Raw genomic sequence first — 12,655 nt, forward strand, 5'->3', positions numbered from 1 at the left:
CCCACCCCGGGAGAAGGCGCCCAGACATGCCTAGTGAGACGATTGACCAGGTTATTTGAGACTTTTTCCCGAATCAGTCCCAACGGTCCGTCGGACAGTGGTAAACCCACAATCAGTCAGTGCTGACTGATTGGAAGGGACGGGGACATGAACGACGAGGACACCAACGAGGACAAGGGCCGGTTCTCTCGCCGGTCGGCGTTGACGGGGGCGGCGGCGGCCGCCGTGCTGGCGGGCACCGCGGTCGCCATGCCGAACGTCACAGTGCCATCGGCACAGGCAGTTCCACGGACCGGCCGGGGTCGAGGACGTGAGGTCGCCATCTTCGGCGGTGGTATGTCCGGACTCGCCGCGGCACACGAACTCGTCGAACGCGGGTTCCGCGTCACCGTGTACGAACCGGCGTATCTCGGCGGGAAGGCACGCAGCCACGACGTTCCCGGCACCGCCCGTGGCGGTCGTCTCGCCCTGCCCGGTGAGCACGGTTTCCGCTTCTTCCCCGGCTGCTACCAGCATGTCCCGGAAACGATGGAACGAATCCCGGTGGCCGGCGGCACCGTCAGGGACCGTCATCTCATCAGTGTCGAGACGGCGGTCATCGCCTTCGACGACTCCGGCTACGCTCCCACGACGGCCCCGACATCCCTCGTGGGAGCCGTCCAACACGGTCCCGCGGTCCTCGAACTGGACAACCTCCGCAACGCCCTGACAACGGGACTCAAATTCGTCGCCGACGTCCCGCCCGACGAGCTCGCCTATTTCGTGACCCGCGAGCTGATCATCGCGACGAGCTGCGAGGAACGACGACTCGGCCAGTGGGAACAGCAGTCCTGGGTACAGTTCGTCAAGGCGAAGGGCAAATCGTCGGCATATCAACGGTATCTGGCCGGTGCCCTCACCCGAGCCCTGGTGGCGGCGAAGTCGCAGACCGCGTCGGCACGCACCATCGGGCAGATCGGATTGGCCCTGGCGACATCGGCGACCGGGTTGCTCGGCCAATACGACGCCGGCCTCGTGCAGGGTGGTGTCGACCGAATCCTCAACGCCCCCACCAGTCACGCGTGGATCGGTCCGTGGGTGGCCTACCTGCGTGGTCGCGGAGTCGAATTCGTGATGGGCGACGGGGTCGCAGACTTCCAGGTCTCGGATCGGCGGGTGACGGGTGCGCGCCTGACGTCCGGCGGAACCGTGACTGCCGACTGGTATGTGGCGGCCATCCCGATCGATCGACTCAAACCGTTGCTCACCGGAAGCGTGCTGCGCGCCGATCCATCGTTGGCGGGCATCCGGCGCCTCCAGGACGACTGGATGGTGGGGATCCAGTACTTCCTCTCCCGCCAGACGGAACTGCCACCCGGCCACATCGCCGCCTTGGGCACACCGTGGGCCCTGACCGGCCTCTTCCAGGCACGACCATGGAATGTCGACTTCGCCAAGACCTACGGCGACGGCCGAACCCGTGATTGCCTGTCCATCGACATCTCCGACTGGGACAAGCCCGGCATCCTCTACGGCAAGCCCGCCAGACGTTGCACCAAGCGGGAGATCGCCCGCGAGGTGTGGGCGCAGATGAGTCGCGCCATGAACTCCGCAGGCAACAGGTTGCTGCGCAGCGAGGAGATCGTCACGTGGTCACTCGACCCCGGGATCACATGGTCGCCACAGATCGCCAACGCAACCCCGCTGATGGTGAACACGGCCGGTTCCTATCACCACCGGCCCACCGCCCACACTGCAATTCGGAACCTCTTCATCGGCGGCGATCACGTCCGCACGAACATCGATCTGGCGACGATGGAAGGAGCCAACGAGTCCGGGCGTCGAGCGGCCAACGCGATTCTCGCCGCGGCGGACAGTCCCGCACGACCGGCATCGGTGTTCCCATTGGCAGAGCTACCCATGCTCGATCCGATCAAGGCCGAGGACCGCGCGCGCTATCGCGCAGGGTTACCCCACTTCCTCGATGCCTGAGCGGGGTGGCGTCGGCGGATAGGATCGGTGGGTGAACGCAACGGCGCACAACCTCCCGCGCGGCGAGGGTGCCGTCACGCAGCAACGCGGTGACCGCACCCGTCATCAGATCATGGATGCAGCGATCCGTGTGCTCGTCGAGCGCGGTTACGCGCGGGCCAGCACCCTCGCGATCCAAGCCGAGGCGGGTGTCAGCCGCGGCCGCCTGCTCCACCACTACCCCTCGCGCGACCGACTTTTCATGGCCGCCGTCGACCACCTTGCTCGCACGCGAATCGAGGAGATGCCATCCCAGGTCGACTGGCCGGACAATCCTGCAGCACGGATCGGCCCGGCGATCGAACTCGGCTGGAGTACCTTTCATCAGCCCTACTTTGTCGCGTCCATGGAGTTGTGGATCGCGGCACGGACCAACGAACAACTGCGTAGCGCGCTGCTGCCGACCGAACGACGACTCGGACCGACCGTACGACAGGCCGTCGCCGGGTTCCTCGGCGACGAGTTGACCGCTCACCCAAGGTATCCCGAGCTGTATCCACTCTTGTTGTCCAGCATGCGCGGCGTGGCCACGACCTACCTGATCGATCGCCGGGACCCGCGAACGGATCCGCATCTGGATCTGTGGAAGGCGATGACGCGAACCTACCTGCTCTGATCGCGACCGGGCGCGCGCGGCCGGTCACTACCATGGGCATCATGACCTCGACCCAGCTGCGCGCGTTCGTCGCGATCGTGCGGACCGGGTCGGTCAAGCAGGCGGCCGCCGAGCTCGGCCTCACCGAGCAGGCGGTGTCGATGCATGTCGCGCAGCTCCGCAAGAGCCTGGGCGATCAGCTCTTCCGGCGGACACATTCCGGCCTCGCGTTCACGCCGGGCGGGCTGCGGCTGGCCGCCCGTGCCGTGGAGATCCTCGGATTGCAGGATCAGACCGTGAGCGAGGTCGAGGCGGCCGCCGGCGGCCGGCGCACGATCAGGGTGGCCGCGTCCAGCTTGTTCGCCGAACATGCCGCCGGAGGTCTGATCGACCTGTTCACCAAACGGGCGAAGGATCTCGAGGTGGAACTGAGTGTCCAACCGCCGGATCAGTTCTCCTCTCTGCTCGCCTCGCGTGCCGTCGACGTCGCGATCGGACCGGCACCTCTGGAAACCGAGGCCGGCCACGACGGTCCCGCCCTGAGCGTCAAGGAGTTCCTCACCTACGACGTCGAGGTGATGGCGGCGCCCTCACATCCGCTCGCGCGGCGGCGCGTGAGTCCCGAGGAACTCGCCGGCACCCCGTGGAATCTCGGCCCGTCGGCGGCCGGCAGACGCGGTGCGATCCCCGAGATGCTGGCACGCCTCGGTGTTGCCGAGGATTGCCAGCGGATCTTCCAGAGCGATGCCGCGGCCTGGGAGGAGACACAGCGCGGCACCGGGTTGACGCTGGCGCTGACATTCGCCGTGCACTCGGACCTGCAGACCGGGCGACTTGTCCGGGTGGACGGCGCAAAAGCGCACCGCCGCGAGACGTGGAGCGCGATGGCACTCTCCCACGACGCCACCCGCACTGCCGGCGAGCTCATGCGCTTCGTCGCGACCCCGAAGGCCATGCAGGCGATGCTGCGCGGATCCGGTGTCCCGGTGAAACATTTTCGTCCGGCCGTCTATGTCACCCTGTGGAATTGAGCGAGACTCCACGGAACCTGCGATTATCGACGGCGGGCCTCGGTGATCGCGGTGATCATCCCGGAGAGGTCGTCAACGGTCGCTGCCGGAAGAAACCGATCACAGTACGGTAGAGCTGCGGCCATTCCACCCACCAGTGGTTCGTAGCCGGGAGCTCCGGCACGCGGATTGAGCCAGATCACCGTGAACGTCCGGCGCGCGATCCGGGCCATCGCCCGCTCCAGACGGGCCGGATCATCGGAATCCCATCCATCTGAGGCGATCACACAGATCGAACCGCGCAGGCTCTGCGCATGACGCGACGCCAGCAGCGCGTCCAGACTCGCCGCGATACGGGTACCGCCGAAGCGATCCACCACCTTCGCACCCGCCAACTCGACGGCATCGTCGATGGACGAGGATGCCAGGATCGGCGTCATCCGGGTCAGTCCTGTACTGAATGCGAACGTCTCACTGCGGCCGCGCCGTGACAACGCACGCATGATGTGCAGATACGCTCTCGCATAGCCCTGCATGGACTGGGAGACATCGCAGACCATCACGATAGGTCGGGCCCGCCACATCGGCCCGCGATAGACCACATCGGCCACCTCCCACCCGGTGTGCCGTGAGTTCGCCAGCGTGCGGCGCAGATCGATCCGACGCCCTGCGACCAGAGTGCGCTCCCTGCGCCCGCGGCGTTTCGGCCACCTCTCCGCGGCCCCGTCCAGCCAGGCCTCGATCAACCGGAGTTGGCCGGGATCCAACCGATCGAACGGGACCCGCGCGATCGCCTCGATCGCGCTCGGCCGCGGAATCCAGACCGGTGCGCCCTCCCCGTCGTCGTCGACGGTGTCGTCGGTCACCGCCATCCGCGGCAACGTCGCCCATGGCAACCCGTCGGAGGTGTCATCCGCACCGGCATGCGGGCCGGGCACCGCCATCGACTGATCGCCTCGCGGCGCCGACACCGAGCCCCGCAGTGCCACCGGGTCCAGGGAGAACACCGCGTCGTCGAAGACCGCGGCAAACACCGCGTCGAACCTGCCTAGGTCAGAGTGCCTGCGCACCAGAGTGATCCGCGCGAACCAGTAGAGCTCGCGACGAACGGACACGGATCCACGCGGCATCGCCTCCAACGCGCGACAGAACGCCGACGCGTCGGTTTGCCCGACCGGTACGCCCGCGGTGCGGAGCCGCTCGGTGAATCCGGCGGCGAACGCGGCGCGATCGATGCGCGCGAGGACCGGCCCGCCGGTCATCGACCCGCGGCCCCGAATCGTCGAACCGCAGCCATCACAGGAAGGCCCCGCGGTCGAGCGCCTCGACCAGGGTCTCCTGGTCGTCGGGCGTCTTCACCAGCGTTCCGAGGGTGGGCTGCACCGTCGTCGGCATCAGTTCGGAGACTCCGAGCGTGATGAGCGCCGACACCCAGTCGATCGCCTCCGCCATGCCCGGCGGCTTGTCGAGGTCGAGTTCGCGGACACGGCCGACGAACACGGAGGCGTCGGCGATGAGGCTGTCGGACGCGCCATGGACGGTACGACGCAGAACGGCGGCGACCTGCGCCGCCCCGGGGTATGGGATCCAGTGATACAGGCATCGGCGCCGTAGCGCCTCATGCAGCTCTCGACTTCGGTTGGAGGTGAGCACGACCAGTGGCCGACGCCGGGCGCGGATGGTGCCGAGCTCGGGGATGGTGACCGCCCCCTCGCCGAGGAACTCGAACAGCAGCGCCTCGAATTCGTCGTCGGCACGGTCGATCTCGTCGATGAGCAGGACCGGCGGCTTCTCACCCTCATACCGGATCGCGGCGAGCAGGGGTCGCTCGGAAAGGAACTCCGGCGCATACAGATCGGCATCGGCGAGTGGTTGGCCGCGGGTCTCGGACATCTTGATGGCCAACAGCTGTCGCTGATAGTTCCACTCGTAGAGTGCATCGTGTGCGGCCAGACCCTCGTAGCACTGGAGTCTGATCAACTCGGTGTGCAGCGCCGCGGCCAGGGCGGTCGCCGCAGATGTCTTGCCCACTCCCGGTTCACCTTCGAGCAGGATCGGCATCTGCAGCGAGGTGGCCAGGAACAACGCGGTGGCCAGCCCCTCGTCGGCGAGGTAGTCGACGGAGTCGAGAAGCTGCGCAACGTCCTGGGGTGAGGAGAACAGTGGCTCGCCGGAATCCATCAGGCGGGCCTCACCGAACCGACGTCCGGCGCGTTCGCCAGCAGTCTGCGGTAATCGTCTTCGGTGTCGACATCGATCGGAGTGTCGGTGTCGACATCGACGGTGATCAGATCGGCGCCCGCCGCATCGATCAATCGCCATACACCCTTGTCGCCGTGCAACTCGGCCACGGCGGGAAAGATCGAGCGTCCCAGCCAGAACGGGTGACCGAGGCCGTCTCGGTACCGGACGGCGCCGATCGATGACCGGCACGCCGCGGCCACCAGCGCGTGCACCGCCGCACCCTGCACGCCGGGCTGATCGCCCAACAGCAGTACCGCTCCGTCTGCGGCGGCATCGATGTGCATGATCGCCTTCCGGATCGATGACGAGCAACCGGTACCGAAGTCGTCGTTGCGCACCACGGTGACACCGTGCAGATCGACACCGGCCGCCACGTCGTCGGCGCCCGCGCCGAGGGTGACGAGGATCTGGTCGAATCCCTGGCCTCGAACGCTGTCGAGCGTCGCGCCGAGCAGGGTGCTCCCCGCGTACGGCAACAACTGTTTTGGTCGGCCGAGTCTGCGGGAGCCGCCGGCCGCGAGCACCACCGCGCACACCGGTGCCGTCATCGGGCCGCCTGCAGGCCGCCGGTCGCGCGGGCGATGAAGGTGTTGCGACATCCGGGGCAGCAGAACCAGTGTCGGCCGGAATCGTCGACGTATTCCGGGGTGTCCTCGGTCACCAATACCGTCATCCCGCAGATCGGGTCCACCTCCCGACGGATTCCGGGCCGCGTGACGGCATCCTCGCCGGGACCTCCGCCGGTGTCGATCGCGGCCGGCTCCGTTCGTGCGGCGATTCCCCCACGCCGGATGGCCGCGACCACCTCGGCGAGTACCGACAGCGCGATCTCCGGCGGCGTCACCGCGCCGATGTCGAGCCCCACGGGCGTGTGCACCCGGTCTCGTTGGCCCGCCGTCAGTTCCATCGCATCCAGCAACGCGGCTCCCCGCGTCCGGCTCGCCACCAGGCCGACGAACGGCACGTCGTGATCCAGTGCGGACCGGATCAGTCCGGCCTCATCACCCCCATGGGTACACACGATCGACGCCACCGCGCCGTCGGACGTCGCCATCGGCGGCTCACCTGGTTCGGCGGAGTCGTCATGAGCAACATCGAATCCCAGCAACCGTGCCTGCTCGACGACCGCCAGTGCGATGGGAGTATCACCGACGACGTGGACGATCCGGGCGGGCAACACCGGCTCGATGAAGATCTCCAGGGTCCCACCGGACAGACACGGGTTGACCGCCACCCTCGCCCCCGGCGTCTCCGGATAGTCCTCGGCGCCGTCCGGGACGATACGCAGCAGCAGACCCTCACCGTCGGCGATCGAGTCGACGGCCGCCAGACGGACCGATTCGGCCGTACACTGACCGCCCGCGAATCCGTGCATCTGCCCGTCCGCGGTCACCAACGCCTGATCACCCGCATGCGCGGAGGTCGGCGACTGGGCGCGCACCACCGTCGCCCGCGCGAACGGGATACGCCGACCGGTGAGTTCGGCGGCGAACTCGGCGAGCGACCTCCGATCATCGGATGTCATGCGGGCTCCTCTCGTTGCCGGTCTTCTGCTGCTGGTCTTCTGCTGCTGGTCTTCTGCTGCTGGTCGTCGCTGCTCGTCGCCGCTCCTGGTTGTCGCTGCCGGTTCTTGCTGCTCAGATCGGCGGTCGTGCCCGACCCCGCATCGCCTCCCAGACCCGCGACGGGGTTAACGGCATGTCTGCGTGGCGAATCCCGAACGGCTCCAGTGCGTTCACCACCGCGTTGACCACCGCGGGCGGCGAGCCCACCGTCGCCGACTCGCCGACGCCCTTGGCGCCGATCGGGTGGTGCGGCGACGGAGTCACGGTGTGCCCGGTCTCCCAGTGGGGTACCTCGAGCGCGGTCGGGATCAGGTAGTCCATCAGAGATCCGTTGAGGCAGTTGCCCGATTCATCGAACTCGATGACCTCCATCAGCGCCATGCCGACGCCGTCGGTGAGACCACCGTGCACCTGTCCCTCGATGATCATCGGGTTGATCCGGGTGCCACAATCGTCGACCGCCACGAATCGCCGCACCTTGACCACCGCGGTGTCGGGATCGATGTCGACCACACAGATGTATGCGCCGAACGGATAGGTGAGGTTGGCGGGGTTGTAGACCACCGATGCGTCCAATCCTCCCTCCACGCCGGGCGGGAGGTCACCGGCACCATGTGCCTTCATGGCGATGTCGGCGATGGTCACCGACTGACCGGGATCACCCTTGACGTGAAACGACCCCTTCTCCCACTCCAGATCCGCGACCGACACCTCGAGCATGCCCGATGCGATGAGCTTCGCCTTGTCGCGAATCCGGCGCGCCGCGACCGCGGCCGCCGCCCCCGACACCGGTGTCGATCGGCTGCCGTAGGTGCCGAGACCGAACGGCGTGTTGTCGGTGTCGCCGTGGACGACGTCGATGTCGTCCGGCGGGATGCCGAGCTCCTCGGCCACGATCTGCGCATAGGTCGTCTCGTGTCCCTGGCCCTGCGACTGCACGGACAGCCGCACGACGGCCTTGCCGGTGGGATGCACGCGCACATCACATCCGTCGGCCATACCGAGACCCAGGATGTCCATATCCTTGCGTGGCCCGGCGCCGACGGCCTCGGTGAAGAATGCGACACCGATCCCCATCAGCTCGCCGCGCTCGCGCTTCTCTGCCTGTTCGGCGAGCAGCGCGTCGTAGTCGGCGATCCGCATCGACTCGACCATCGCCGCGTCGTAGTCGCCGGAGTCGTACACCCACCCGGTCTTGGTGGTGTACGGGAACTGGTCGGGACGGATGAAGTTCTTGCGCCGCAACGCGATCTGATCCATCTTCAGTTCGTAGGCAAGACAGTTCACCAACCGTTCGACGAGGTAGACCGCCTCGGTGATCCGGAACGAACACGCATACGCGACACCGCCGGGCGCCTTGTTGGTGTAGACCGCGGTCATCGAACAGTACGCGGCCTCGAGTTGATAGCTGCCGGTGAAGACACCGAAGAATCCCGCCGGGTACTTCACGGGTGCGGCAACGCCGTTGAACGCGCCGTGGTCGGCGAGCACGTTGGTGCGGATGGCCAGCATCCGGCCGTCCTTCGTGGCGGCGATCTCACCCCGCATCACATAGTCGCGGGCGAAACCGGTACTGGTCAGGTTCTCGGTGCGGTCCTCCATCCACTTGACCGGCTTGCCGGTGACGATCGATCCGACGACGGCGCACACGTAGCCGGGATAGATGGGCACCTTGTTGCCGAATCCGCCGCCGATATCGGGTGAGATGACCCGGATCTTGTGCTCGGGAATCCCGGCGACGATCGCATACAGGGTGCGGTGGGCATGCGGCGCCTGACTCGTCGACCACAGCGTGAGTTTCCCGTCGACCCGGTCGAAATCGGCCACCGCGCCGCAGGTCTCCATCGGGGCCGGATGCACCCGCGGGTACACGATGTCCTGGCTGACCACCACGTCTGCGGATGCGAACACCGCGTCGGTGGCGGCCTTGTCCCCGGTCTCCCAGTCGAAGACGTGGTTGTCGGTCTTGCCCTCGAGATCGTCGCGGATGACCGGCGCCGACTCGTCGAGGGCCTGGCGCACGTTCCAGACGGGTTCGAGGATGTCGTAGTCGACGTCGATGAGCTCGAGCGCATCCCGTGCCGCATAACGGTCCTCGGCCACCACGGCCGCGACCTCCTGACCCTGGAACCGCACCTTGTCGGTGGCCAGGACCGCCTGCACGTCGTTGGACAGCGTCGGCATCCAGTCCAGTCCCAGACCTTTGAGCGTCTCGCCGGTGATGACGGCCTTCACCTTGGGTAACGCCTCGGCCGCCGAGGTGTCGATCGAGACGATCCTCGCGTGGGCGACCGGGGAACGCAGGATCGCCATGTGCAGCATGCCGGGCAGTTGCACGTCGTCGACGTATCGACCGAGACCGCGGATGAAACGTGGATCTTCCTTGCGGAGCATCCGGCCGTACCCGACCGGCTTCTGGTTGTTGTCGACCAGATCCGCCGCCGCAGGCTCCGGAGGTGTGGTGATGGTCATCGGACCGCTCCTGCCGTGGTGTCCTCGGTCGCCGCGTCGGCGGTGGTGTTCTGTTCCTGCGCGGCACCGTCGGGATGTCGCGCGGCCCACTGCACCGAACGCACGATCGTGGTGTACCCGGTGCAGCGACAGATCTGCCCGCTGATCGCTTCGCGGATCTCGTCCTCGGTGGGGTCCGGGTTCTCGTCCAGCAGCGCACGAGCGGTCATCAGCATGCCCGGGGTGCAGAATCCGCATTGCAGCCCATGGCATTCCATGAACCCTTGCTGCAGCGGATCCAGGGTGGTGCCCTGCTCCAGGCCCTCGACGGTCCGCACCTCATGGCCACCGGCCATGGCGGCGAGCACCGTGCACGACTTCACCGGCCGGCCGTCCAGCTGCACCACACAGGTGCCGCAGTTGCTCGTGTCGCAGCCCCAGTGGGTCCCCGTCAACCCGAGATGGTCGCGGAGGAAGTGCACGAGCAACAGGCGCGGCTCGATGTCGCGGGTCACCGACTCACCGTTGACGGTCATCGTCACTTGCATCGAAATCTCCTCTGTATCAAGGCTGTCGCGGTCAGGGCTGTCACGAACTCAGGCCGACGTCACCGCGCCGACACCCAGCCGCTCGGCGCTGCGGCGAAGGGCACGTTTGGTCAGCTCGTCGGCGAGATGCCGTTTGTATTCGACGGTTCCGCGGCCGTCGGTCACCGGATCACACACCTCTGCGGCGATCTCCCCGGCCCGTGCCCAAGCGGCCTCGGTCGGCGCCTGACCCCGCAACGCCTCCGAGATCGCCGGGATCCCGGTGGTGTTCGCACCGACCGCAGCCAGGCCGACCCGCGCGTCGGCGATCGCCCCGTCGGTCAGCCACAACGCCGCGCCGGCGGCCACCACGGCCCAGTCGCCCGCGCGACGCTCCACCTTCTCGTACGCGCTGGCGCCACCGGAGCGGATGGGAATCCGGACCTCGATGAGCATCTCGTTCTGCTCGACCGCCGTCTCGTAGGGTCCGCGATGGAACTCGGTCATGGTGACCACCCGCTCGCCATCGGCACCGCGGATCACGCAGCTCGCGTTGAGCGTGGTGCAGACACTCGACAGGTCCTCGGATGGGTCGGCCTGGCAGAGGGACCCGCCCAGGGTTCCCCGGTTGCGGACCACGGGGTCCGCGATCACCTTCTCGGCGTCGCGAAAGATGGGGAAGGCCGCGAACAGCGGGTCGTTGGCCAGCAGTTCGCAGTGGCGGGTCATCGCGCCGATCCGCACGTCGTCGTCGGTGAACCGGATGTAGCCGAGCTCGTCGTGGAGATCGTTGATGTCGATGAGGTATTCGGGCGTCGCGAGCCGGAGTTTCATCATCGGGAGCAGACTGTGCCCGCCCGCGATCAACCGGGCCTCGTCACCCAGCCGCCCGAGGAGACCGATGGCGTCGTCGACGCTCGTCGCACGTTCGTATTCGAAGGGAGCCGGTACCTGCATGGTGTCTCCTCTGGTGGGACTCGACAGATCTACTGGGACTCGACGGAGTGGTGAGTCTCGACCGAATGTCTGGACCCGAGCGGACGTCGGGTCCCACTGCCGGCGCGGTGGGCCTCTCCGGGGTGGATGTCATCGGTCAGCCGGGCCAGATTGAGCCCGCTGCCGCCTCGTCGCCTGGCGATGATCTCGGCGACGATGGACACCGCGGTCTCGGCAGGCGTGCGTGCCCCCAGGTCGAGCCCGATGGGCGAATGCAGACGGGCGAGATCCGCGTCGGAGGCCCCCTCCTCGCGTAGTCGGCGCAGCCGGTCCTCGTGGGTTCGCCGCGACCCCATCGCGCCGATGTAGGCGCCCTCCGGTGTCTCGAAAGCGGCCAGCAGGGCCGGCACGTCGAACTTGGGGTCGTGGGTGAGCACACAGATCGCGGTGCGCGAATCGACTCGCCCGGCGGCCATCTCGGCGCGCAGGTAGCGGTGCGGCCAATCGACGACGACCTCGTGTGCGGCGGGGAACCGATGCCTCGTGGCGAACACGCCGCGGGCATCGCAGACCGTCACGTGGTAGCCGAGGGATGCACCCGCCTGTGCGACCGCGGACGCGTAATCGATGGCTCCGAAGACGATCATGCGGGGTGACGGCGCGAAGCTGTTGACGAACACGGTGATGCCGTCGCCGGTGCGAAGGCCCTCGGAACCGTATCGGAGAATCGATGTCTCCCCGAGGTCCAACAGACCACGGGCGTCCTGGGCCACCACCCGGTCGAGGTTCTCCTCGCCGAGCGTGCCGCTAGCGCTGTCCGGCGTGACGGTGAGATGGCTGCCGACGAGCACAGCAGCGTCCGAACTCGAGGTCACGGTGGCCACGGCGATCGGGCGACGCGCTTCGACGGCGTCGGCGAGCTCGCCGAGATCGGGCCAACTCTGCTGCGACACCGCCTCGCAGAAGACGTCGAGGATGCCGCCACAGGTGAGACCGACGGCGAATGCGTCGTCGTCGGCGATGCCGTATCGATCGGCCTGCGGCACACCGGACTGCATGACGTCGCCGGCGAGTTCGTACACCGCGCCCTCGACGCACCCTCCGGACACCGACCCGAGTACGTTGCCGTCGGCCAGCCGGATCGCTGCTGCACCCGGTTGGCGTGGCGCCGAGCCGGACGTCGTCACCACGGTCGTCAACCCGACGGTCTCACCGTTGCGCCAATGCTCCACGAGCGTGGGCAGGATCTCTCGCATCTACACATCCTCGACTCGAGCGGACACACCATTGTGTCCCGCGTCACAGCGTGACGCTGTC

General features: G+C 67.4%; 11 protein-coding genes. 3 read left to right on the forward strand and 8 right to left on the reverse strand.

The annotated features are described in order from the left end of the window. Positions 1-147 precede the first annotated feature (147 nt). The 3 genes from ACVT6V_RS24380 to ACVT6V_RS24390 are packed head-to-tail and all read left to right on the forward strand — an operon-like array spanning position 148 to position 3,636. Positions 148-1,971 (forward strand): hydroxysqualene dehydroxylase, encoded by a 1,824-nt coding sequence (locus tag ACVT6V_RS24380; RefSeq protein WP_489896658.1) that lies wholly within the window; start codon positions 148-150, stop codon positions 1,969-1,971. Positions 1,972-2,002: 31 nt separating this feature from the next. After that, complete coding sequence (locus tag ACVT6V_RS24385) at positions 2,003-2,626, forward strand: TetR/AcrR family transcriptional regulator (RefSeq protein ID WP_489896659.1); 624 nt, start codon at positions 2,003-2,005, stop codon at positions 2,624-2,626. 41 nt (positions 2,627-2,667) lie between these two features. Then, the gene (locus tag ACVT6V_RS24390; protein WP_489896660.1) at positions 2,668-3,636 is read left to right on the forward strand and encodes a LysR family transcriptional regulator; all 969 of its coding nucleotides are present in this window, start codon (positions 2,668-2,670) and stop codon (positions 3,634-3,636) included. A gap of 23 nt (positions 3,637-3,659) precedes the next feature. On the opposite strand, the gene ACVT6V_RS24395 is transcribed toward ACVT6V_RS24390, so the two are convergent. The 8 genes from ACVT6V_RS24395 to ACVT6V_RS24430 form a co-directional block, all read right to left on the reverse strand. Next, positions 3,660-4,877: a vWA domain-containing protein gene (locus ACVT6V_RS24395; RefSeq protein WP_489896661.1), complete on the reverse strand. Its 1,218-nt coding sequence runs from the start codon at positions 4,875-4,877 to the stop codon at positions 3,660-3,662. A gap of 34 nt (positions 4,878-4,911) precedes the next feature. Then, positions 4,912-5,796, reverse strand: coding sequence for an AAA family ATPase (locus ACVT6V_RS24400; RefSeq protein WP_489896662.1), 885 nt, complete (start codon positions 5,794-5,796; stop codon positions 4,912-4,914). Next, a complete protein-coding gene (locus ACVT6V_RS24405) occupies positions 5,796-6,407 on the reverse strand; it encodes a nucleotidyltransferase family protein (protein ID WP_489896663.1) in 612 nt (203 codons plus the stop codon). Before ACVT6V_RS24405 ends, ACVT6V_RS24400 begins: the two co-directional genes overlap by 1 nt. Further along, a complete protein-coding gene (locus ACVT6V_RS24410; RefSeq protein WP_489896664.1) occupies positions 6,404-7,384 on the reverse strand; it encodes an XdhC family protein in 981 nt (326 codons plus the stop codon). Before ACVT6V_RS24410 ends, ACVT6V_RS24405 begins: the two co-directional genes overlap by 4 nt. 112 nt (positions 7,385-7,496) lie before the next feature. After that, positions 7,497-9,896 (reverse strand): aerobic carbon-monoxide dehydrogenase large subunit, encoded by a 2,400-nt coding sequence (locus ACVT6V_RS24415; protein ID WP_489896666.1) that lies wholly within the window; start codon positions 9,894-9,896, stop codon positions 7,497-7,499. Further along, positions 9,893-10,423: a (2Fe-2S)-binding protein gene (locus ACVT6V_RS24420; RefSeq protein WP_489896667.1), complete on the reverse strand. Its 531-nt coding sequence runs from the start codon at positions 10,421-10,423 to the stop codon at positions 9,893-9,895. Before ACVT6V_RS24420 ends, ACVT6V_RS24415 begins: the two co-directional genes overlap by 4 nt. Before the next feature lie 48 nt (positions 10,424-10,471). Then, positions 10,472-11,359: an FAD binding domain-containing protein gene (locus tag ACVT6V_RS24425; protein WP_489896668.1), complete on the reverse strand. Its 888-nt coding sequence runs from the start codon at positions 11,357-11,359 to the stop codon at positions 10,472-10,474. Positions 11,360-11,388: 29 nt separating this feature from the next. Next, positions 11,389-12,594, reverse strand: coding sequence for an XdhC family protein (locus tag ACVT6V_RS24430; protein ID WP_489896669.1), 1,206 nt, complete (start codon positions 12,592-12,594; stop codon positions 11,389-11,391). Between the last annotated feature and the right edge of the window lie 61 nt (positions 12,595-12,655).

This window comes from Gordonia sp. LMA167 (assembly GCF_058130025.1).

Excerpts from the sequence above, each read along its gene's own strand:
- ACVT6V_RS24380 (WP_489896658.1), top strand. The coding sequence starts at position 148 with ATGAACGACGAGGACACCAACGAGGACAAGGGCCGGTTCTCTCGCCGG.
- ACVT6V_RS24390 (WP_489896660.1), top strand. The coding sequence starts at position 2,668 with ATGACCTCGACCCAGCTGCGCGCGTTCGTCGCGATCGTGCGGACCGGG.
- ACVT6V_RS24395 (WP_489896661.1), bottom strand. The coding sequence starts at position 4,877 with ATGACCGGCGGGCCGGTCCTCGCGCGCATCGATCGCGCCGCGTTCGCC.
- ACVT6V_RS24400 (WP_489896662.1), bottom strand. The coding sequence starts at position 5,796 with ATGGATTCCGGCGAGCCACTGTTCTCCTCACCCCAGGACGTTGCGCAG.
- ACVT6V_RS24405 (WP_489896663.1), bottom strand. The coding sequence starts at position 6,407 with ATGACGGCACCGGTGTGCGCGGTGGTGCTCGCGGCCGGCGGCTCCCGC.
- ACVT6V_RS24410 (WP_489896664.1), bottom strand. The coding sequence starts at position 7,384 with ATGACATCCGATGATCGGAGGTCGCTCGCCGAGTTCGCCGCCGAACTC.
- ACVT6V_RS24415 (WP_489896666.1), bottom strand. The coding sequence starts at position 9,896 with ATGACCATCACCACACCTCCGGAGCCTGCGGCGGCGGATCTGGTCGAC.
- ACVT6V_RS24420 (WP_489896667.1), bottom strand. The coding sequence starts at position 10,423 with ATGCAAGTGACGATGACCGTCAACGGTGAGTCGGTGACCCGCGACATC.
- ACVT6V_RS24425 (WP_489896668.1), bottom strand. The coding sequence starts at position 11,359 with ATGCAGGTACCGGCTCCCTTCGAATACGAACGTGCGACGAGCGTCGAC.
- ACVT6V_RS24430 (WP_489896669.1), bottom strand. The coding sequence starts at position 12,594 with ATGCGAGAGATCCTGCCCACGCTCGTGGAGCATTGGCGCAACGGTGAG.